We start from the raw sequence: 20,904 nt of genomic DNA, 5'->3' as shown, positions 1-20,904 counted from the left end.
GGCACCTGTCGCACCGGCCTCACCGAGTTGTCGGTGCGGCGTGGCAGGGTGGACGCATGAACCACGCACAGCTGACCGCCCTCGGCCGGGCCCTGCGCGTCCTCGGCGAGCACGGCGACGCGCTGAACGCCGACACCCCCGACGCGAAGCTGCACGAGGTCAAGGCCGACCTCAAGCGGGCCCTGGACCTGCTGGAGGAGACGGTCACCACGGCGGTGCCCACGACCCGCTGCGCCGAGCACCCGAACGGCCCGGTGGACGAGGGTGCCACCGACCTCTGTCTGCTCTGTGAGACGCGCCGTCGCGCCGCCCGCCGCACCGAGGTCAACGACGCCTACGGGCACGCCCGCACCGCCGGCCCCGACGAGTCCCCCGAGCGCACGATGTCCCGGTACGGCGTGCGCGCCGACCGCCCCCAGCCCCAGCAGCGCTGGCTCCCGGAGGTGTGGACGGGGCAGGCCTGGGCGCTGTGCGGCACCCCGCGCCGCGACCGCCAGGAGGCCGAGCGCTATCTCGCCGCGGAGCGCCGCACCCCCCGGCCGGGGATGGCCTACCGTCTGGTCCACGAGTTCACGGACTACGAGGTGCTGCGCATCTGGGGCACCCCGGTCAAGGTCGACATCGAACCGATGGGGAACCTGTAGCGGCCCGTCGAACACCTGTCGCCGCCACCCTTCGCGGCGTGTTGCGCGGCCCGCGGCGGCGTGAAGCTGGCTGGTCAGGAGGTCGAGCGCCTCCCGTAGCACCGCGCGGTACACCGGACACCCCGGTACGTCACGGGTGGCACTCCCCTTGCGAGGGGTGCCACCCGTGACCCGCCGCTCACCGCGCCGACGCGGCACCGGGGAGCGCGCCCCTGGGCGGGCACCAGCGCGCCGGGGTCCCGGCCCGGCCAGGGGAACGGGGTCAGCTGAGCGTCCGCAGCGCCGCCGGGTCGTACGCCTTCAGCTCGTCGAAGCGGCCGGCGAGCACCTTCTGCGCCCACTCGGGGTCCTGGAGCAGCGCGCGGCCCACGGCGACGAGATCGAACTCGTCGCGCTCCAGACGGTCGAGGAGGTCGTCGATGCCCCGCACGGAGGAGCCCTCGCCCTGGAAGGCCTTAAGGAACTCGCCGTCCAGGCCGACCGAGCCGACGCTGATGACCGGCTTGCCCGTCAGCTTCTTCGACCAGCCCGCCAGGTTGAGGTCGGAGCCGTCGAACTCGGGGAGCCAGTAGCGGCGGGTGGAGGCGTGGAAGACGTCCACGCCGGCCTCGGCCAGCGGGGTCAGGATCGCCTCCAGCTCCTCCGGGGTCTCGGCGAGCCGGGCGTCGTACGCCTGCTGCTTCCACTGCGAGTAGCGGAAGATGACCGGGAACTCCGGCGAGACCGCGGAGCGGACCGCGGCCGCGATCTCCGCCGAGAACCTGGCCCGGGCCACGGGGTCGCCGCCGTACGCGTCGGTGCGGCGGTTGGTGCCCGACCACAGGAACTGGTCGAGCAGATAGCCGTGGGCACCGTGCAGCTCGACGCCGTCGAAGCCGATGCGCTCGGCGTCGGCGGCCGCCTTCGCGAACGCCTCGATGACGTCGTCCAGGTCCTGCTGGGTCATGGCCCTGCCGGTGACCTCGGCGCCCTCGTTGGTCAGACCGGACGGGCCTACCGGCGGGGCGTCGGCGAACGGCGGCTGGCCCGCCTCACGCACCATGCCGATGTGCCACAGCTGGGGCACGATCGTGCCGCCCGCCGCGTGCACCGCGTCCGCGACCTTCGTCCAGCCCGCGAGCTGCTCCTCGCCGTGGAAGCGCGGGACCCGGTCGCTCTGCCCGGCCGACTCGTGACCGACGTAGGTGCCCTCGGTGACGATGAGGCCGACGCCCGCGGCGGCACGGCGCGCGTAGTACCCGACGACGTCCTCGCCCGGAACACCGCCCGGCGAGAACTGCCGGGTCATCGGCGCCATCACGATCCGGTTCGGGACGGTCAGGCCGTTCAGGGCGACGGGGCGGGACAGGATCTCGGCGGCACGGGAGGCGGCGTTGGCAGTCACGTACGGGACTCCTCGGAGAGGTCGGTCGGTCATCGGGCGGACGACTGACGGGCATTCCACTCGGTATGTGCATGCGCATCAACGCCCGTCCCTACAACCGCCGGGTCCGGCGCGGCATTCCGGCGCTCTCCGAGTCCTTGTGTGACCCCGGACACGCCCGAGGGCGGCACCCCCTGGGAGAAGGGGTACCGCCCTCGGAACGTCAGGACAGTGATCAGCCGGAGGCGGATCAGAAGTCCATGTCACCGCCCGGCATGCCGCCCGGAGCGGCCGCGGCGGCCTTCTCCGGCTTGTCGGCGATGACGGCCTCGGTGGTCAGGAACAGCGCGGCGATGGAGGCGGCGTTCTGCAGGGCAGAGCGCGTGACCTTCGCCGGGTCGATGATGCCTTCCGCGATCATGTCGACGTACTCACCGGTCGCGGCGTTGAGGCCGTGGCCGACGGGCAGGTTGCGCACCTTCTCGACGATGACGCCACCCTCGAGACCACCGTTGACGGCGATCTGCTTGAGCGGGGCCTCCAGCGCGAGCTTCACGGCGTTGGCGCCGGTCGCCTCGTCGCCGGTGAGCTCGAGCTTCTCGAAGACCGAGGAAGCCTGGAGCAGGGCCACGCCACCACCGGCGACGATGCCCTCCTCGACGGCCGCCTTCGCGTTGCGAACGGCGTCCTCGATGCGGTGCTTGCGCTCCTTGAGCTCGACCTCGGTGGCGGCACCGGCCTTGATGACGGCCACGCCGCCGGCCAGCTTCGCCAGGCGCTCCTGGAGCTTCTCGCGGTCGTAGTCCGAGTCCGAGTTCTCGATCTCGGCACGGATCTGGTTCACGCGACCGGCGACCTGGTCGGCCGAGCCGGCGCCGTCGACGATCGTGGTCTCGTCCTTGGTGATGACGACCTTGCGGGCACGGCCCAGCAGGTCCAGACCCGCGTTCTCCAGCTTGAGGCCGACCTCCTCGGAGATGACCTCGCCGCCCGTGAGGATGGCGATGTCGCCGAGCATGGCCTTGCGGCGGTCACCGAAGCCCGGGGCCTTGACGGCGACGGACTTGAAGGTGCCACGGATCTTGTTGACGACCAGGGTCGACAGGGCCTCGCCCTCGACGTCCTCGGCGATGATCAGCAGCGGCTTGCCCGACTGCATGACCTTCTCCAGGAGCGGGAGCAGGTCCTTGACGTTGCCGATCTTGGAGTTGGCGATGAGGATGTACGGGTCGTCGAGCGACGCCTCCATCCGCTCCATGTCGGTGGCGAAGTACGCCGAGATGTAGCCCTTGTCGAAGCGCATACCCTCGGTGAGCTCGAGCTCCAGACCGAAGGTCTGGGACTCCTCGACGGTGATGACGCCTTCCTTGCCGACCTTGTCCATCGCCTCGGCGATGAGCTCGCCGATCTGGGTGTCGGCGGCGGAGATGGAGGCCGTGGAAGCGATCTGCTCCTTGGTCTCGACATCCTTGGCCTGCTCCAGCAGGGCACCGGAGACGGCCTCGACGGCCTTCTCGATACCGCGCTTGAGGGCCATCGGGTTGGCGCCGGCGGCCACGTTGCGAAGGCCCTCGCGGACCAGCGCCTGGGCGAGCACGGTCGCGGTGGTCGTTCCGTCGCCGGCGACGTCGTCCGTCTTCTTGGCGACTTCCTTGACCAGCTCGGCGCCGATCTTCTCGTACGGGTCCTCGAGCTCGATCTCCTTGGCGATGGAAACACCATCGTTGGTGATCGTGGGGGCGCCCCACTTCTTCTCGAGGACGACGTTGCGGCCCTTGGGGCCAAGGGTGACCTTGACGGCGTCGGCGAGCTGGTTCATCCCGCGCTCGAGACCGCGCCGTGCCTCCTCGTCGAACGCGATGATCTTGGCCATGTGAAGTGGTCCTCCCGGACTGGGGTGGATTGCTCCGGACCGCGCTGGCGCCCGCGACGGACGGCCTGCCTGCCCCGTGGTTCCTTGCACCACCTGGCCTGCGGGCCTCACCGACCCGGTCCTTCGTTATCACTCTCACCTTCAGAGTGCTAACGCAATGATTAGCACTCGCCCCTGCCGAGTGCAAGCGACTCCGGAGGATCCCCAGGTGGACAGGGGCGGCACGACCGCCCTCCCGAGGGGGTGGCGCGGACGTCCCGAAGGGTCACGCGGACGCCCCGGGCAGACCGAAGGGCTCGCACCCCAGAGGGATACGAGCCCTTCGTCACGTCGAACAGTCAGTCGGCGCGTGCTTCAGCCGGTCGCGAGCCGGACCATGTCCGCCTGCGGCCCCTTCTGGCCCTGCGAGATCTCGAAATCGACCCGCTGACCCTCTTCCAGGGTGCGGTAGCCGTCCATCTGAATCGCGCTGTAGTGGACGAAAACATCCGCACCACCGTCGACCGCGATGAAGCCGTACCCCTTCTCCGCGTTGAACCACTTGACGGTGCCCTGAGCCATGCCTAACTCCCCTATTACTGGCCCTTGCACAGGACCGCACTTCGCGGGCCCGGGTCAGACCTCCACCCCCCAACGGATTGGGGGTGTGCGCCGGAACGCGTCGACCGCGGCTGAATGTATCTGCCCAACTGCCGTCTGCAACAGGTCAATCGGACGAGAATTCTGGGCAGGCCCGATCGGGAATATAGGGAGAATTCGCGAAGATTTAGGGCAACTCGGGCCCCATAAAGGCCACATAAGGCTCAAAAGCGCCGGGCACTTTGGCCACTTCTTATCGCAGGCCGACGCGCACTCATATGCATCCGGCATGGATAAGGCGGCGGGTTCCCCAACTGTACCCCGCTCAACCATGCAGAATTGCCCCCTCCGCTTCTCTCACGGAGGGGGCAATTCGATGAACTCTCAGTGATTGGCATTACCCACGGTAATGATTTCACCGTGGGTAACCGCCCGTCAGCCTCCGGCGACGGCCGGGATGATCGAGACGCCCGCGCCGTCCGGCGTCGCCGTCTCCAGGCCCTGCTCGAAGCGGACGTCGTCGTCGTTGACGTACACGTTGACGAACCGGCGCAGCTTGCCCTCGTCGTCGAGGACGCGCGCGGCGATGCCCGTGTGGTTCTTCTCGAGGTCGGAGATCACCTCGCCGAGGGTCCCTCCCTCGGCGGTCACCTCGGACCGGCCACCGGTGTAGGTGCGCAGGATGGTGGGGATGCGGACGTTGACGCTCATGCGGTGACCTCCCGGTCGGATGGTGGCGTACGGCGGAGAGCGCCCCGGCAGGGGCGCGTGGAACTGCGCGACCAGCCCCCGCGGGCCCGTGGCCGGGGAGGATCCTCCCCGGCCGGGCGGCTACGCGAGGCCGGCCTCGCGGAAGGAGTCCAGGCTGGGGCGGATGGTCGCGGTCAGTCCCGTGCCGGCCACCGCGTCCAGCGTCTTGAGGCCGTCACCGGTGTTCAGCACGACCGTGGTGAGCGTCGGGTCGAGCAGCCCGTTCTCGATCAGCTTCCTGGCCACCCCCACCGTCACACCGCCGGCGGTCTCGGCGAAGATCCCCTCGGTGCGCGCCAGCAGCTTGATCGCGTCGACCACCTGCTCGTCGTTCACGTCCTCCACGGCCCCGCCCGTCCGCCGCGCGATGTCCAGCACGTACGGGCCGTCGGCGGGGTTGCCGATGGCGAGCGACTTGGCAATGGTGTTCGGCTTCTGCGGCCGGACGACGTCGTGGCCGGCCTTGTAGGCGACGGACACCGGCGAACAGCCCTCGGCCTGCGCGCCGAAGATCTTGTAGGGCTTGTCCTCGACGAGGCCGAGCTTGATCAGCTCCTGGAGCCCCTTGTCGACCTTGGTCAGCTGGGACCCGGAGGCGATCGGCACGACGAGCTGGTCGGGCAGCTGCCAGCCGAGCTGCTCGCAGATCTCGTACGCGAGGGTCTTGGACCCCTCCGCGTAGTACGGCCGCAGGTTGACGTTGACGAAGCCCCAGCCCTCACCGGCCGGGTCGCCGATCAGCTCGGAGCAGAAGCGGTTCACGTCGTCGTAGTTGCCCTCGATGCCGACGAGCTCGCCGCCGTAGACCGCGGCCATGACGACCTTGCCCTGCTCCAGGTCGTGCGGGATGAACACGCAGGAGCGGAAGCCGGCACGGGCCGCGGCCGCGCCCACCGCGCCGGCGAGGTTGCCGGTCGAGGAGCAGGAGAGGGTGGTGAAGCCGAAGGCGCGGGCGGCCTCGATGGCCTGGGCGACGACGCGGTCCTTGAAGGAGTGCGTCGGGTTGCCGGAGTCGTCCTTGACGAAGAGCCGGCCGGGGTCGACGCCCAGCTCGCGGGCAAGGTTGTCGGCCTTGACCAGCCTGGTCCAGCCGGGGTTGATGTTCGGCTTGTCGGCGACGTCGGCCGGGACGGGGAGCAGCGGCGCGTAACGCCAGATGTTCGCGGGGCCCGCCTCGATGCGCGCCCGGAGTTCTTCGGTGTCGTAGGCCGAGAAGTCGTAAGCGATCTCGAGCGGTCCGAAACACTCCTCGCAGGCGAAGACCGGACCGAGCGGCACCCGGTGGCCGCACTCGCGGCAGGAGAGCGCCGCGGCGGGGCCCAGATCGACGGTGCCGGTGGAGGTGGTGGAAGCCGACGGGTTCGCGGAGGTCGCGGTGTCCGGAGTGCTTGCAACAGTCTGCGCAGCCATGGAGGCGAGGCCCTTTCTCCTCATCTTCCTCACGACGCACTTCGCCGTGAGACGGATTTGGCACCTTCCCGAGCCGGGAGCCCCGCGACGCGATCGGCAATGATCGGTACAGGACCGGCTGGAGGGTTGCCGGGGCTTCATCGGGCCGTATCCCTCTGCCCCTCTGGATGAGCGGTATTCGGTTGTTGGTCTTCAGTTCGGGATGATCTACGACATGCGATGGTCATCCGCGTTGTTCAAGACTGTAACCGAAGGCCAGGACAGTTGAGATAGTCGTCCGAACCGCGAGATGGATCACACCGTGAGACACCGGGTGATCAGACAGTGAGGAGCCGCAGACTGTGCTGAAGGAAGTCGAGCGCTGGCTGAACACACGCTCCTGGTCCGTGGCCGATCGCCCGCTCCACAGAATCATGTCCGCCAAGCGCGCCTCGGGCTCCACGGTGAGCGTCGTGCTGCCCGCGCTGAACGAGGAGGAGACGGTCGGCGAGATCGTCGCCGTCATCCGCCACGACCTGATGCGGCAGGTGCCCCTCGTCGACGAGATCGTCGTCGTCGACTCGGGTTCGACCGACCGCACCTCGGAGGTGGCCGCCGCGGCGGGCGCGCGTGTCGTGCACCGGGACGAGATCCTGCCCCGCATCCCGGCCGTGCCCGGCAAGGGCGAGGTCCTGTGGCGGTCGCTCCTGGTGACGAGCGGGGACATCGTCTGTTTCATCGACGCGGACCTGAGGGAGTTCTCGTCGGAGTTCGTCTCCGGGATCGTGGGCCCGCTGCTCACCGAGCCGGGCGTGGACCTCGTCAAGGGGATGTACGACCGTCCGCTGGCCGGCGCCGCCGGGCAGGGCGGTCGCGTCACGGAACTCATGGCCCGCCCACTGCTGAACATGCACTGGCCCCAACTGGCCGGCTTCGTCCAGCCGCTCGGCGGTGAGTACGCGGCCCGCCGCTCGCTGCTTGAACAGCTGCCCTTCCCCGTCGGATACGGCGTCGAACTGGGCATGCTCGTCGACGCCCTGCACCTGGTGGGTCTCGACGCGCTCGCCCAGGTCGACGTGGGCGAGCGCAAGCACCGCCACCAGGACGGGCAGGCGCTGGGCCGGATGTCCGCCGCGATCTACCGCACGGCGCAGCTCCGGCTGGCCCGCGGTCATCTCGTCCGGCCCTCCCTCACCCAGTTCGAGCGGGGCGAGGACGGTTTCGAGCCGCGTACGTACTCGGTGGACACGGAGGAACGCCCCCCGATGGCCGAAATCTCCGAGTACGTCGCACGCCGGGCGGCGTGAACCGCGTCCCTGGTGAGGGGGTGGTGGACGGCACGACCGGCGCCACCGCCCCGCGGTTCGTGTCCTTCGTCGCATACGGCCGACGGGAACGTTTGAGCGTTTCGGTGCCGGGCTAGGTTTCGAGGCATGGCTTCAACGGCTTCAACGCATGGCACCCACCGGATCCTCGTCGCGTCCAACCGCGGCCCGGTCTCCTACGAGGTGCGCGAGGACGGCTCGCTCCAGGCCCGGCGCGGCGGGGGCGGGCTGGTCTCCGGCCTCTCCGCGATCGGCCCGGACGCAGGCGCCCTGTGGGTGTGCTCGGCGCTCGGCGAGGGGGACCGCGAGGCGGTCCGGCGCGGGGTCGGCGAGGTCGGCGTGCGGATGCTGGACATCGACGCCGCGGTGCACGCGGACGCCTACAACGGCATCGCGAACTCCGTGCTGTGGTTCGTCCACCACATGCTGTACCAGACGCCGCTGGAGCCGGTGTTCGACCAGGAGTTCCGGCGCCAGTGGGCGTCGTACGAGGCCTACAACCACGCGTTCGCGCGCGCCCTGGCGGACGAGGCGGCCGAGGGCGCCGTGGTGATCGTGCAGGACTACCACCTGACCCTGGTCCCCGGCATGCTCCGGGAACTCCGCCCCGACCTGCGCATCGGTCACTTCTCGCACACTCCGTGGGCCCCGGTCGACTACTTCCGGATGCTGCCCGACGACATCGCGGAGCAGGTACTGCGCGGCATGCTCGGCGCGGACCGGCTGGGCTTCCTGACGCACCGCTGGGCGAACGCGTTCACCGCCTGCTGCGAGGCGCTCGTCGGCGGGCTCGGCGACACCCGGGTCGGGGTGCACGGGCTCGGCGCGGACGCGGACTTCCTGCGCGGGCGCTCCCACGAGGCGGACGTCGCCGAGCGGATGGACGCGCTGCGCGAGCAGATCGGTGAGGGCCCCGACGGCCGCGCCCGCAGGGCGATCGTGCGCGTCGACCGCACCGAGCTGTCGAAGAACATCGTGCGGGGCCTGCTGGCGTACCGGCAGCTCCTGGAGGACCGGCCGGAGTGGCGCGAGCGGGTGGTCCACGTGGCCTTCGCCTACCCCTCCCGCCAGGACCTGGCGGTCTACCGGGACTACACGGCCGCCGTGCAGACCCTGGCGGACGAGATCAACTCCGAGTACGGGACGCCGGGTTGGACCCCGGTGGTGCTCCACGTCAAGGACGACTTCGCCCGCTCGCTGGCCGCCTACCGGCTCGCCGACGTCGCCCTCGTCAACCCCATCCGGGACGGCATGAACCTCGTCGCCAAGGAGGTGCCCGTCGTCTCCGACGAGGGGTGCGTGCTGGTGCTGTCCCGGGAGGCCGGGGCGTACGAGGAGCTGGGCGAGGACGCGGTCGTGGTGAACCCGTACGACGTGGTCGGCACCGCGCGGGCGCTGCACGAGGCCCTGTCCCTGCCGGCCGGTGAGCGGGCCGAGCGTACGAAGCGGCTCGCCGCGGCGGCGACGGCCCTGCCTCCGGCGCAGTGGTTCCTGGAGCAGTTGCGCGCGCTGGAGGAGTGAGGGCGCCGTCCGCCGCGGCGGGCCGGGGCTACCGGTCCAAGCGGTCGGCCAGGGACCTCAGCAGGTGGACGACCCCGGCGGGGCCGTCCACCACCAGGTCGGCGCGGTCGGCGAGTTCCGCGACCTCCGAGCTGCCGCTGCACACCAGCAGGCCCGGGACGCCGTCCGAGCGGAGTTTGTCGACGGCGGCGAAGGCGGGGAGGTCGCCGAGGTCGTCGCCCGCGTAGAGGACCGCTTCGGCGCCGACCTCGCGGACGTACTCCAGGAGGGCGACGCCCTTGTCCATGCCCGGCGGGCGCAGTTCCAGGACCATCCGGCCCGGTTCGACGATCAGGCCGTGCCGGGTGGCGAGATCGGCGAGGGGTTCGCGCAGCGACTCGAAGGCGGCCTGCGGGTCCGTGGCACGGCGCGTGTGGACGGCGAGCGCGCGGCCCTTCTCCTCGATCCACGTGCCCTGCCAGGCGCCGACCCGGTCGAGGACTCCCGGCAGCTCGGCGCGGACGGCTGCCACGCCGGGGTGGGGGGCGGGGGCGCTGACGGTGCCCGTGCGGGCGTCCCAGCGTTCGGCACCGTAGTGGCCGAGGACGACGAGGTGGTCGAGGCCCGGGACGCCCGCGAAGCCGCCGTGGCGCACCGCGACGCCGGCGGGTCGGCCGGTGACGACGGCGACGGAGGCGACCTTCGGGGCGAGGGCCGCGAGGACGGGGACCGCGGCGGGGTGGGCGCGGGCCTGTTCGGGGTCGGGGACGATGGGGGCGAGGGTTCCGTCGAAGTCGAGTGCGATCACCGTCCGGGCGGGGCGCGCGAGGATGGCTCGCAGGCCGTCCTGTCCCGCGGCGGTCGCCGGTGTCGGGACGGTGTCCGTGGTCTCGGGGTGTTCCGGGGATTCCGCATGACTGCCCATACGCCGACCCTATCGGCGCCGCCCCGAACCCTCCCACGCTTCGTTCGCCCCCGCCGCCCCTAGGGCCTTGTCCTCGAACGCCGGACGGGCTGAAAATCTGCGGCCCACGCCCGCGTCATCAGCCCGTCCGGCGTTTGAGGACGAGCCCTTCGGGCGAAGCGGGGGTCCAGGGGGCGCAGCGCCCCTGGCGGGGGTCCGGGGGCGGGAGCCCCGATACGGGATGGGTAGGGGCGGCGGGGGCGAGAACCCCGGGTCAGCGGTCGTCGCGGCGGGACTCCCGGACCCGGCGGAGCCGGTTCACCGTGACCGGATCGTGGGCCAGCGCCCGCGGATCGTCGAGCAGGGCGTTGAGAAGCTGGTAGTAGCGCACCGGCGCCAGCCCGAGCTGCTCCCTTATCGCCCGCTCCTTCGCCCCCGGCCCGGCGAAACCCCGCCGCTCCATCGCGAGAACCGCCCGCTCCCGCGCCCCGAGCTCCTCCATGGACGTCATGGGAAGCACCGTAACCCCGGCCACCGACACCCGCGCCGGTCCACCGGTGCCGCGGTCCTAGTCCGTGCTCTCCCTGATGGTCGCCGTCCGCTGGAGCGCGCCGAGGACCCCGGCCGGGCTGCCCTCCGGAGCGACCGCCTTGCCGATGTCCTGCTTGATGTCCGCGCTCACGGACGCCCAGGAGGTCTTGCCGACCGGGTAGAGCTGGGACGTGGGCAGCTCGTCGAGGAACGGCACCAGATCCTTGTCGTGCGGGTCGGCGCTCATCGCCTGGGACGCGGACGTCGTCACGGGCAGCAGGTCGTACTCGTGGGAGAAGGCGAGCACGTTCTTCTGGCTGTACACGTAGTCCAGGAACGAGCCGATCTGCTCCCGGTGGCCGTTGTGCTTGAACGCCATCATCCAGTCGGCGACACCCATCGTCGCCTTGGCCCTGCCGTCGACGCCCGGCATCGGCACCATGCCGAACTTCACGCCCTTGTCGGCGGCCGCCTTCATCAGCGTGGGGTGCCCGTTGAGCATCCCGACCTCGCCCCGGGCGAACGCCGCGAAAGCGTCCGCGCGGTTGAGCTTGGCAGGTGCGACGGGTCCGGTGAGCCCCTTACCGACCAGTTCGTTCTTGAGCCAGGTGAGGGTGTCGACGTTCTCCGTCGAGTCGAGGTGGTACGTGCCGACGTCGTCGGTGTAGCTGTCGCCGCCGCTGAGCAGCCACTGCATGGTCTCGGCCTGCGCCTCCTCCGGGCCCAGCGGAAGGGCGTAGGGGAACTTCACGCCCCGCGCCTTGAGCGCCGCGGCGTCGGCCGCGAGCTCGCTCCAGCTCTGCGGCGGGGTGAGACCGGCGTCCGCGAAGAGCTTCTTGTTGTAGAACAGCAGCCGCGTGGAGGCCGCGAAGGGCATGCCGTACTGCACCCGGTTCATCTGCCCCGCCTCGGTGAGCTGGGAGACGAAGTCGGCCTGGACCGGAATGGAAAGCACCTGATCGGCGCTGTAGAGCTCACCCTTGGCGGCATAGTCGGCGTACGCGCCGATCTGCGCCATGTCGGGCGCCTGGCCCGCCGCCACCCTCTCGCCGACCTTCCGGTCGACGTCGGTCCAGGGGAACACGCTGACCTCGACGCGCACACCCGGGTGGGCGGACTCGTATCCCTCGACCAGCGTGTCCCAGTACTTCTGGGAGCTGTTGGCCTTGGAGTCGCCGTAGTCGGCGGCCACGAGTTCGAGGGTCACGTCTCCGGACCCGTCCGAGCTGCCGCAGCCCGCGAGGGTGGCTGTCATGCCCAGTGCGGACATCACCGCGACCAGTCCTGTCCTACGTCGCTGCACGCTGTTGTCTCCCACCCCTGCGCCGGCTTGCCGTCTTTGCTTCTGCGTCCATTGCATCCGTCTCGGAATGCGGATACAAGGTCTACACCACGTGAGTGGACTAGACCTCTCCTGGGGTAAGGGGCGAGACTGTCCCCGTGAGACATGTCATCGCCCTCGATGTGGGCGGCACCGGGATGAAGGCCGCCCTCGTCGGGCCGGCGGGCGAGCTGCTCCACCAGGCCCGCCGCGCCACCGGCCGGGAACGCGGCCCGGACGCCGTGGTCGACGCGATCCTCGACTTCGCGGCCGAACTGCGCGCCGACGGCGAGCGGCGGTTCGGCGTCTCCGCCGCGGCCGCCGGGGTCGCCGTCCCCGGCATCGTCGACGCCGACAGCGGTACCGCCCTCTACTCGGCCAACCTCGGCTGGCGCGACGTGCCGATGCGCCGGCTGCTCGGCGAGCGGCTGGGCGGGGTGCCGGTGGCCCTCGGACACGACGTGCGCACCGGCGGTCTCGCGGAGGGCCGGATCGGCGCGGGGCAGGGGGCCGACCGCTTCCTGTTCGTCCCCCTCGGCACCGGCATCGCGGGCGCCATCGGCATCAACGGCGCGGTCGAGGCGGGCGCGCACGGCTTCGCCGGCGAGATCGGCCACATCGTCGTACGCCCCCGGGGCACCGCGTGCCCGTGCGGACAGCACGGCTGTCTGGAGCGGTACGCGTCCGCGGCGGCCGTCAGCCAGGCCTGGGCCGAGGCCTCCGGATCTCCCGACGCCGACGCGGCGGACTGCGCGAAGGCCGTGGAGTCGGGCGACCCGCGGGCCGTGCGGGTCTGGCAGGACGCCGTCGACGCGCTCGCCGACGGTCTCGTCACCGCGCTCACCCTGTTGGACCCGCGCACCCTGATCATCGGTGGCGGTCTCGCCGAGTCCGGGGAAACCCTGTTCACACCACTGCGGGCCGCCGTGGAGCGACGCGTCACCTTCCAGAAGCTGCCCTCCGTCGTCCCGGCGGCCCTCGGGGACACGGCCGGCTGCCTGGGCGCGGGCCTGCTGGCGTGGGACCTGCTCGACACCGACATCACCGACCGCTCGGAGGTAACCACCTGATGGCCCCTAGCAAGGTTCTCTCCGGCGCCCGGGTGGTCCTGCCCACCGGAGTCGTGGACGGCGGACGCGTGATCGTCGACGGCACGCGCATCGCCGGGAGCGCGGCCGAGGACAGCCCGGCCACCGATCTCTCGGGCCACTGGCTCGTCCCCGGTTTCGTCGACCTGCACAACCACGGCGGCGGCGGCGCCTCCTTCACCTCCGGCACCGTCGAGGAGGTCCTGCGGGGCGTGCACACGCACCGGCTGCACGGCACCACCACGGTCGTCGCCTCGACCGTGACCGGTGACATGGACGGCCTGGCGCAGCGCGCCGGGCTGCTCTCCGAGCTGGCCGAGCAGGGCGACATCGCGGGCATCCACTTCGAGGGCCCGTTCATCTCGCCGTGCCGCAAGGGCGCCCACTCCGAGGAGTTGCTGCGCGACCCGGACCCGGCCGAGGTCCGCAAGCTGATCGACGCCGCGCGGGGCCGGGCCAGGATGGTCACCCTCGCCACCGAACTGCCGGGCGGCCTCGACTCCGTGCGCCTGCTGGCCGAGCACGGGGTGATCGCGGCGATCGGGCACACGGACGCGACGTACGAGCAGACGGTGGAGGCCATCGACGCGGGCGCGACCGTGGCCACGCACCTGTTCAACGCGATGCCCCCGCTCGGCCACCGCACGCCGGGGCCGATCACGGCCCTCCTGGAGGACGAGCGGATCACCGTCGAGCTGATCAACGACGGCACCCATCTCCACCCGGCCGCCCTCCAGTTGGCGTTCCATCACGCGGGCGCGGACCGGGTGGCGTTCATCACGGACGCCATGGACGCGGCGGGCTTCGGCGACGGCCGCTATCTGCTCGGTCCGCTGGAGGTCGAGGTCAGCGAGGGTGTCGCGCGGCTGGTGGAGGGCGGCTCGATCGCGGGCTCGACGCTCACCCTGGACCGCGCCTTCCAGCGGGCGGTCACGGTCGACCGGCTGCCGGTCGAGGACGTCGTCGCGGCCCTGTCCGCCAACCCGGCCAAGCTGCTGGGCGCGTACGACAGGGTGGGCTCGCTGGAGCCGGGCAAGGACGCCGACCTGGTGGTTCTCGACGCGGAGTTCGCGCTCAAAGGCGTGATGCGCAAGGGCGATTGGGTGGTCGATCCCCAACTGGGCTGATTCATCCGTTTGTTGCCGTGCGGCGGTCGGCCCGGGGGACTGGGCCGACCGCCGTCGCGTTTGGCATGATCGTGCCTCCGGAACTGTCGGCAAGCGCATCGGGGGAGGTCGGCCCAGGTGATCCTCACGGTCACACTGAACACCGCTGTCGACATCACCTACCGCGTGCGGGCCCTGCGGCCGCACGCCTCGCACCGGGTGACCGAGGTGACCGAACGCCCCGGCGGCAAGGGGCTGAACGTGGCCCGGGTGCTCGCCGCCCTCGGCCACCGGGTGACGGTCACGGGCTTCACGGGCGGTGCCACCGGACGTGCCCTCAGGGATCAACTCGCCGCCGGACCCGGCCTGGTGGACGCGCTGGTCCCGGTGTCCGGCTCGACGCGCCGCACGATCGCCGTGGTCGACACGGCGACGGGCGACACCACCCAGCTCAACGAGCCCGGTCCGGAGATAACCCCGGCCGAGTGGGCGGCCTTCCAGGAGACGTACGACCATCTGCTGGGCTCCGCCTCGGCGGTGGCCCTGTGCGGCAGCCTGCCGCCGGGGGTGCCGGTGGGCGCGTACGCGGGGCTGATCCGCGCGGCCCGCGCGGCGGCCGTCCCGGTCCTCCTCGACACCAGCGGCGAACCACTGCGCCGGGGGGTCGCCGCCCGCCCCGACATCGTCAAGCCGAACGCCGACGAACTGGCCGAACTCACCGGCTCCCACGAGCCGTTGCAGGCCGCCCGGGACGCCCGCAGGCGCGGCGCGCACGCCGTGGTGGCCTCACTGGGTCCGCAGGGGCTGCTCGCCCACACGGCGGAGGGCCTCTGGCGGGCCGCCCCGCCCCACCGCGTGCACGGCAATCCGACCGGCGCGGGCGACTCGGCGGTCGCGGGCCTGCTGTCGGGCCTGGTGGAACATCTGCCGTGGCCGGAGCGCCTGGCCCGGGCCGTCGCCCTGTCCACGGCGACAGTACTGGCGCCGGTGGCGGGCGAGTTCGACCGGGCGGCCTACGAGGAACTGGTGGAACGGGTGTCACTGACCGGGGAGATCAGCGCGGCCTGAGACGGACCGGCGTTCCCGGCGTCACCCCGGGTGCCGTCGGAGGCCGGGGCCTCCGACGCCCGCCAGGGCCGGCACGCCCCCGGGAGCTCAGCCGCCGGACTTGACCCAGCCGTTGACCAGCCACATCTGGTCGATGAGGGCGTCGCACTGGTTGCCCTGCTCGCACGAGAGCTTGATGGTGTTCGTGCCCTTGTCGAGCTGGATCCAGTTGTAGGTCTTCGTCCAGCCCTTCGCGTAGTCGCCCGCGGCGCCGCCCGCCCAGTTCTTCAGGCCGACAGGCGTCTTCGAAGCCGTGCCGTTGACCGTGAGGGTGGCGGTGCCGTCCTTGCCGGGGACGCTGTAGCCGACGTACACGCTGTACTTGCCGGACTTGGGGATGCCGTTGACGGTCCAGGTGACGGAGGCGCCGGCCTGGTTGAAGCCGGTCACGTAGACGCCGCCGTCCGCCTTGGCGCCCTCGACGTCCGACGCGGTGGCGGTTCCGCCGTCCAGCCGCAGGGCCTTCGCGTCGATCGTCGGGAGGTTCTCCTCGGCGGCGGCGCTGTTGCTGTTCGAGGGGCTCGGCTCCGAGCTCTGGGCGGCCGTGGGGGACGAGCCCGCCTGGTCACCGGTCTTGTCGTCGTTCGAGTCGCCGCCCATCATCGCGATGCCGATGCCGATGACGACGGCCGCGACCACGGCGATCGCGCCGATCAGCAGGCCCTTGGTGTTCGGGCCGCGACCGCGGCCGCCACCGCCGGCCGACGACTGCCGGGAGGTGGGCGCACCGCCGGGCACCGTCTCGGGTGCCGCGTAGTGCGCGTTCGGCTGGCCGTAGCCGGGCTGCTGCTGCTGGCCGGGCTGGCCGTAGGGCCCCTGCTGCGGGACCTGGCCGTAGGGCGCGGTGGGGGCGGCGGCCTGCTGCTGACCGTGGCCGGGCTGCTGCTGCTGACCGTAGTTGGGCTGCTGCTGTCCGTACTGGCGTTCACCGACCGCTCGCACCCGGTTGACCGAGCCCGGGTAGCCGTAGCCGCCACCTCCGCTGGGCGGGGTGGCGCCGTTGGCCTGACCGTCGGCGTACAGGTAGCCGAACGGGTCGTCGTCCTCGGGCGTGCTCGCGCCGTTGTTGCCGGGCGTCATCCCTAGGTACTCCTCAACAGGTGCGGTACAGATGCGGTACACGAAATGAAGCACGTGAATGGCGAGCCTACCCGCTCCCAGGGGGCCAAACGGGTGGCCTTCACCGCATCAACCCACTGACCTGTGACTTATCCGGCACGCCGATGCTGTTTGGGACGAGAACGTTTCTCGACGTACATCCGTTCGTCAGCGGATTTCAAGACCTCGTCCGCCGTCATGCCGCAGTGTGCCCATCCGATGCCGAAGCTGGCGCCCACCCGGACCGCCCGGCCGTCGACCCGGATCGGCGGAATGATCGCGTTCCGCAGCCGTACGGCGAGGTCCGCCGCGTCCGCCCGGCCGAGACCGTCGGCGAGCACCACGAACTCGTCACCGCCGAGCCGGGCGACCGTGTCGCCGTCGCGGACGCCGTTGGTCAGGCGCCGGGCGACCTCGATGAGCACGGCGTCGCCCGCGTTGTGCCCGAACCGGTCGTTGATCGACTTGAAGCCGTCGAGGTCGCAGAAGAGCACCGCGAGCCCCTTGGCGCCGTCGTCCGTCTCGTCCTCGGGCGCGATCGTGTGCACGTGGTGGTCGAAGGCGTCGTACGCCGCCGCGCCCGGTCCGAAGTCGAAGCCGTGCGCCGCGGCGTGTCCGTCGAAGCCGCCGTGCTCGGCCGCCTGCTCCGCGTACGGCCCGTGCCCGTAGGCGGCGTCCAGCGACTCGACCGCGCCGGGCTGGAGGGCCTGTGGGCGCTGGCACAGCCGGGAGCCGAGGCGGGAGCGCAGCTCCGCCGAGTTCGGCAGGCCGGTGAGCGAGTCGTGCGAGGCGCGGTGGGCGAGCTGCAGCTCGCGCCGCTTGCGCTCCTCTATGTCCTCGACGTGCGTGAGCAGGAAGCGCGGGCCGTCGGCGGCGTCCGCGACGACGGAGTTGCGCAGCGAGACCCAGACGTAGGTGCCGTCGCGGCGCCCGAGCCTGAGCTCCGCGCGGCCGCCCTCGGCCGAGGTGCGCAGCAGGGTGCCGATGTCCTCGGGGTGCACGAGGTCGGAGAAGGAGTAGCGGCGCATCGCGGAGGCGGGGCGGCCGAGCAGACGGCACAGGGCGTCGTTGGTGCGCAGGATGCGGCCGTGCTGGTCGCCGCCCATCTCGGCGATGGCCATGCCGGAGGGCGCGTACTCGAAGGCCTGGCGGAAGCTCTCCTCGCTGGCGCGCAGGGCCTGCTGTTCGCGCTCCAGGCGGACCAGGGCGCGCTGCATGTTGGCCCGCAGCCGCGCGTTGCTGATCGCGATGGCGGCCTGGAAGGCGTACATCTGCAGGGCCTCACGGCCCCAGGCGCCGGGCTGTCGCCCGTTGCGCGGCCGGTCCACGGACAGGACGCCGATCAGTTCGCCCGTGTTGCCGCCGACGCCGGGGGTGTACATCGGTGCGAAGAGGCGGTCGGAGGGGTGCCACTCGTCCTCGAAGCGGGGCGCGGGGCCGTCGGTGTACCACTGCGGTACGTCGTCGTCGTCGAGGACCCAGCCCTCGGTGTGCGGTATGAAACGCAGGTCGCCCCAGGCCTCGCCCATGTTCAGCCGGCGGTCCCAGGAGGTGCGGGAGCCGACCCGGCCGGTGATCAGCGCTTCGGCGGCGGAGTTGCCGGCCAGCGCGGCGACCACGAGGTCGCCGTCGGGGCGTACGAGGTTGACACACGCCAGCTCGTAGCCGAGGCCCGTGACCACGCCGTCGGCGACGGTCTGCAGCGTGTCCGCCAGGCTCCGCGCGGTGTTCATGTCCGCCATCACCTGATGCAGCTGCCGCAGGGTCGCAAGGCGGACGTAGGGCTCCGACTCGGTCTCCATTCGCCCTCCCCTCGAGACCTCGCAGCTACTCCAGGGTTGTCTTCGGCGTACCTGGTTCTCTGTACCGGTTCTCTGTACCTGAGTTCTCTTGCGCGTACTGGTTGGTAGCTTCCCGCATAGCTTCCCCGCCACTGAATCACAGCGCGCTGCCCACTCGGTACACAGGGTCAACAAAATATGGCTCCTGTGACTCAAGTCACAGCGTAAGATGAACAATTGAGTGGGGTTTCTGCATTTTCCCCGTGTGTTAACTGAACACATATTTAGATGCCGTGCAGACACTGTGAGCGGTTGTGTCCGTCCTGGGACCTAGGACCCGGCTCGGGCCGAGGTCCGATGTGGACGCCCCGGGTCGGAGACTAGCGTTTCGGCGTGCTGAACACTCCCCCTGCCGTTCCTTCCACCCCCTCCGTGCATGCTGAGGGGGTGAGCAACGACGAGTTCCGCGCCGCCATGTCCCGGCTGGCCGCGGGCGTGGTCCTGGTGACCGCGCACGAGCCCGCCCTGGACCCGGAAGGACCGGGCGGCGAGGACGTCGGCATGACGGCGACGGCGTTCGTGTCCGTCTCCCTCGACCCGCCGCTGGTCCTCGTCAGCCTGCGCGAGGGCTCCCGTATGGACGACCTCCTCGACGAGCAGCCGCTGTGGGGCGTCTCGGTGCTCGCCGAGAGCCAGCGCCACATCGCCGGCCGCTTCGCCATGAAGGGCCGCATCAGCGACCGTCTGCTCTTCGAGGACATCCCGTACGTCCGCGGCGAGGCCGCCGGCGCGCCCCTGGTGGGCGGCGCCCTGGCGACCCTGGAGTGCCGCACCGAGCAGCGGGTCACCGCCGGCGACCACACGCTGGTCGTCGGGCGGGTGCTGACGGCGTCGGTGCCGAGCGCGGACGGAGGGCCGCTGGTGCACTTCAAGGGGCGCTACCGGCAGCTGGGCTGACACCCCGGCAGCCGACGCGCGGGAAGGCGGCGTCCCGGCAACGGGCGCCCCGAAAGCCGACACCCCGGCAGCCGCCGCCTCGGAACACGGCACCCGTGGGGCTCCGGGGGCCGCCGGCCGCGGGTCACCTGTCGAGGACCGTGACGTCCACCCGGGCCAGCCGCTGCGGATCGTTGAGGATGTCGATCACCGCGATCCGCCCCCGTACGACCGTGAACGCGAGGACGCCGACAGGGCGTCCCTCCTCGATCACCACGACTCCCGCGGCGCCGTTGACCAGGGCGGGCCGCGCGACCCGGGCCAGATGGGCGAAACGGCTCGCGTTCGAGGCCACGTTCACCGCACCGGTCGTCACCCCGCCCTCGGACCGTGCCACCACGTCCGGGTCGAGCACCGCGACGAGGGCCGTGAGGTCGCCCTCGCGCGCCGCCGCCAGGAACGCCTCCACGACCTCCCGCTGCTGCGCCAGGTCCGGATCGGGCGCCGGGGCGCCGCCCTGGACACGGCGCCTGGCCCGGCTGGCGAGCTGCCGGGAGGCCGCCGGTGTACGGCCCACCAGGGGCGCGATCTCGTCGAAGGGCACCGCGAACAGGTCGTGCAGCACGAAGGCGAGCCGCTCTGCGGGCGTCAGCGTCTCCAGGACCACCAGCAGCGCGAGACCCACCGAGTCGGCGAGCAGCGCCTCCTGTTCGGGGTCGACACCGCCGAAGGGGCTGAGCACCGGCTCGGGCATGCGCACTCCGGGCCGCTCCTCCAGCGGCTCCTCCCCGCGGGTCCTGCGGGAGCGGAGCATGTCGAGACAGACCCGGCCGACGACCGTCGTCAGCCAGCCGCCGAGGTTGTCGACCCGGCCGGCGTCGGCGCGGCTGAGCCTGAGCCAGGCCTCCTGGACGGCGTCGTCGGCCTCCGCGAGCGAGCCGAGCATGCGGTAGGCGACGGCGCGCAGACGGCCGCGATGCGATTCGAAACGCTCGGCGAGGAATTCGCTCCCGCTCCCGGCATCGTTCCCGACACCGCTCCCCGCGCCACCGCCGTATTGATTCGCTTTCGCATTCCCGGACGTGTTCCCGGACGTCTTCTCGCCCGTGTTCTCGCGCGCGTCAGGACTGTTCTCATGGTTCTCGTTCAGAAATTCGCTGTCGGTCATCCGTCACATCTCCCCGTCGGGCCCGCGGTCCTTCGTCCGTCGGTGGATTGACGGATCGCGGGCCCGGGATGTGACGTCAGGCCTCCGGCACGGCGCTCAGCCGCAGCCGGCCGGGGTCTCCCGCCCGCTCCACTTCGACCTCCGTCACGGAATCGTCGCCGAAGCGAAGGGTGAAGTACGGGCTGGCCTCGATCAGGAACTGCATGTCCTCCCGCGCGCCTCTGTCCAGCGGCGGCGAGACGACGGCGTCCCACGCCCGGGAGTCGGGCCCGGCCGCCAGCCGGACGGGGATCCGTGCCAGGCAGCTCGATCGGTTGGCCCACCACTCCAGATGCGCTCTGTCCTCATTTCCGTCCATTCCCCGAGCGTAGCCACGAGTGACCGACTCGGCCCGCCGCTCAATACGCGTACGGCGCCGGGCGTTTCGCACGGCGCCGCCGG

Annotated in this window: 19 protein-coding genes and 1 riboswitch; of the genes, 7 read left to right on the top strand and 12 right to left on the bottom strand. The window is 71.3% G+C overall.

Translation table 11 applies throughout. From position 1 onward, the window contains the following. Positions 1 to 56 precede the first annotated feature (56 nt). On the top strand, positions 57 to 644 hold the full coding sequence (locus OG199_RS23415; RefSeq protein ID WP_356802168.1) for a hypothetical protein: 588 nt from the start codon (positions 57 to 59) through the stop codon (positions 642 to 644). A gap of 262 nt (positions 645 to 906) precedes the next feature. Here the strand turns inward: OG199_RS23415 and OG199_RS23410 are convergent, their stop codons facing one another. The 5 genes from OG199_RS23410 to thrC all read right to left on the bottom strand — a co-directional run bounded on the left by OG199_RS23410 (position 907) and on the right by thrC (position 6,619). Further along, positions 907 to 2,061 carry an NADH:flavin oxidoreductase gene (locus tag OG199_RS23410; protein WP_401800327.1) on the bottom strand — a complete coding sequence of 385 codons (1,155 nt, stop codon included), beginning with the start codon at positions 2,059 to 2,061 and terminating at the stop codon, positions 907 to 909. A 196-nt stretch (positions 2,062 to 2,257) separates the two neighbouring features. Then, positions 2,258 to 3,880: a chaperonin GroEL gene (gene groL, locus OG199_RS23405; protein WP_401800325.1), complete on the bottom strand. Its 1,623-nt coding sequence runs from the start codon at positions 3,878 to 3,880 to the stop codon at positions 2,258 to 2,260. A 354-nt stretch (positions 3,881 to 4,234) separates the two neighbouring features. Beyond that, complete coding sequence (locus OG199_RS23400; RefSeq protein WP_007493268.1) at positions 4,235 to 4,441, bottom strand: cold-shock protein; 207 nt, start codon at positions 4,439 to 4,441, stop codon at positions 4,235 to 4,237. A 453-nt stretch (positions 4,442 to 4,894) separates the two neighbouring features. Beyond that, positions 4,895 to 5,170 (bottom strand): MoaD/ThiS family protein, encoded by a 276-nt coding sequence (locus tag OG199_RS23395; protein WP_168528719.1) that lies wholly within the window; start codon positions 5,168 to 5,170, stop codon positions 4,895 to 4,897. A gap of 120 nt (positions 5,171 to 5,290) precedes the next feature. Further along, a complete protein-coding gene (thrC, locus tag OG199_RS23390; RefSeq protein WP_356802173.1) occupies positions 5,291 to 6,619 on the bottom strand; it encodes a threonine synthase in 1,329 nt (442 codons plus the stop codon). Positions 6,620 to 6,636: 17 nt separating this feature from the next. Continuing rightward, a riboswitch (SAM riboswitch) is annotated at positions 6,637 to 6,793 on the bottom strand. Positions 6,794 to 6,960: 167 nt separating this feature from the next. On the opposite strand from thrC, the gene OG199_RS23385 reads away from it, so the two are divergent. Then, entirely contained in the window at positions 6,961 to 7,905 is a 945-nt protein-coding gene (locus OG199_RS23385; RefSeq protein ID WP_405831100.1) for a glucosyl-3-phosphoglycerate synthase, read from the top strand. 126 nt (positions 7,906 to 8,031) lie between these two features. Then, positions 8,032 to 9,444 carry a trehalose-6-phosphate synthase gene (locus OG199_RS23380; protein WP_356802176.1) on the top strand — a complete coding sequence of 471 codons (1,413 nt, stop codon included), beginning with the start codon at positions 8,032 to 8,034 and terminating at the stop codon, positions 9,442 to 9,444. 28 nt (positions 9,445 to 9,472) lie between these two features. On the opposite strand, the gene otsB is transcribed toward OG199_RS23380, so the two are convergent. From otsB to OG199_RS23365, 3 genes are all read right to left on the bottom strand, one after another. Then, positions 9,473 to 10,348 carry a trehalose-phosphatase gene (gene otsB / locus OG199_RS23375; protein ID WP_405831098.1) on the bottom strand — a complete coding sequence of 292 codons (876 nt, stop codon included), beginning with the start codon at positions 10,346 to 10,348 and terminating at the stop codon, positions 9,473 to 9,475. 253 nt (positions 10,349 to 10,601) lie between these two features. Further along, a complete protein-coding gene (locus tag OG199_RS23370) occupies positions 10,602 to 10,829 on the bottom strand; it encodes a DUF3263 domain-containing protein (protein ID WP_356805387.1) in 228 nt (75 codons plus the stop codon). Positions 10,830 to 10,895: 66 nt separating this feature from the next. Further along, positions 10,896 to 12,161 carry an ABC transporter substrate-binding protein gene (locus OG199_RS23365; protein WP_405831097.1) on the bottom strand — a complete coding sequence of 422 codons (1,266 nt, stop codon included), beginning with the start codon at positions 12,159 to 12,161 and terminating at the stop codon, positions 10,896 to 10,898. Between the two features lie 137 nt (positions 12,162 to 12,298). On the opposite strand from OG199_RS23365, the gene OG199_RS23360 reads away from it, so the two are divergent. The 3 genes from OG199_RS23360 (at position 12,299) to OG199_RS23350 (ending at position 15,441) form a co-directional block, all read left to right on the top strand. Further along, positions 12,299 to 13,249, top strand: coding sequence for an ROK family protein (locus OG199_RS23360; protein ID WP_356805383.1), 951 nt, complete (start codon positions 12,299 to 12,301; stop codon positions 13,247 to 13,249). After that, complete coding sequence (gene nagA, locus OG199_RS23355; RefSeq protein WP_401800311.1) at positions 13,249 to 14,394, top strand: N-acetylglucosamine-6-phosphate deacetylase; 1,146 nt, start codon at positions 13,249 to 13,251, stop codon at positions 14,392 to 14,394. Before OG199_RS23360 ends, nagA begins: the two co-directional genes overlap by 1 nt. A gap of 117 nt (positions 14,395 to 14,511) precedes the next feature. Then, positions 14,512 to 15,441 carry a 1-phosphofructokinase family hexose kinase gene (locus OG199_RS23350; protein WP_405831094.1) on the top strand — a complete coding sequence of 310 codons (930 nt, stop codon included), beginning with the start codon at positions 14,512 to 14,514 and terminating at the stop codon, positions 15,439 to 15,441. 87 nt (positions 15,442 to 15,528) lie between these two features. Here the strand turns inward: OG199_RS23350 and OG199_RS23345 are convergent, their stop codons facing one another. Together OG199_RS23345 and cdgB are read right to left on the bottom strand one after the other, a co-directional pair. Beyond that, on the bottom strand, positions 15,529 to 16,560 hold the full coding sequence (locus tag OG199_RS23345) for a CBM35 domain-containing protein (RefSeq protein ID WP_356805378.1): 1,032 nt from the start codon (positions 16,558 to 16,560) through the stop codon (positions 15,529 to 15,531). 128 nt (positions 16,561 to 16,688) lie between these two features. Then, a complete protein-coding gene (gene cdgB / locus OG199_RS23340) occupies positions 16,689 to 18,380 on the bottom strand; it encodes a diguanylate cyclase CdgB (protein ID WP_266699959.1) in 1,692 nt (563 codons plus the stop codon). A 372-nt stretch (positions 18,381 to 18,752) separates the two neighbouring features. Between cdgB and OG199_RS23335 the strand changes: the two genes are divergently transcribed. Continuing rightward, positions 18,753 to 19,316, top strand: a complete 564-nt coding sequence (locus OG199_RS23335; protein ID WP_266699960.1) for a flavin reductase family protein — start codon at positions 18,753 to 18,755, stop codon at positions 19,314 to 19,316. A gap of 124 nt (positions 19,317 to 19,440) precedes the next feature. Here OG199_RS23335 and OG199_RS23330 read toward each other — a convergent pair whose 3' ends face one another. Continuing rightward, on the bottom strand, positions 19,441 to 20,463 hold the full coding sequence (locus OG199_RS23330; protein WP_405831092.1) for a sigma-70 family RNA polymerase sigma factor: 1,023 nt from the start codon (positions 20,461 to 20,463) through the stop codon (positions 19,441 to 19,443). A 76-nt stretch (positions 20,464 to 20,539) separates the two neighbouring features. After that, a complete protein-coding gene (locus OG199_RS23325) occupies positions 20,540 to 20,821 on the bottom strand; it encodes a hypothetical protein (RefSeq protein WP_356805373.1) in 282 nt (93 codons plus the stop codon). Positions 20,822 to 20,904: the final 83 nt, after the last annotated feature.

Source organism: Streptomyces sp. NBC_01176 (assembly GCF_045039825.1).
In the GTDB taxonomy this organism is placed as follows: Bacteria; Actinomycetota; Actinomycetes; order Streptomycetales; family Streptomycetaceae; genus Streptomyces.
This window is presented reverse-complemented; position numbering and strand designations above follow the sequence as displayed.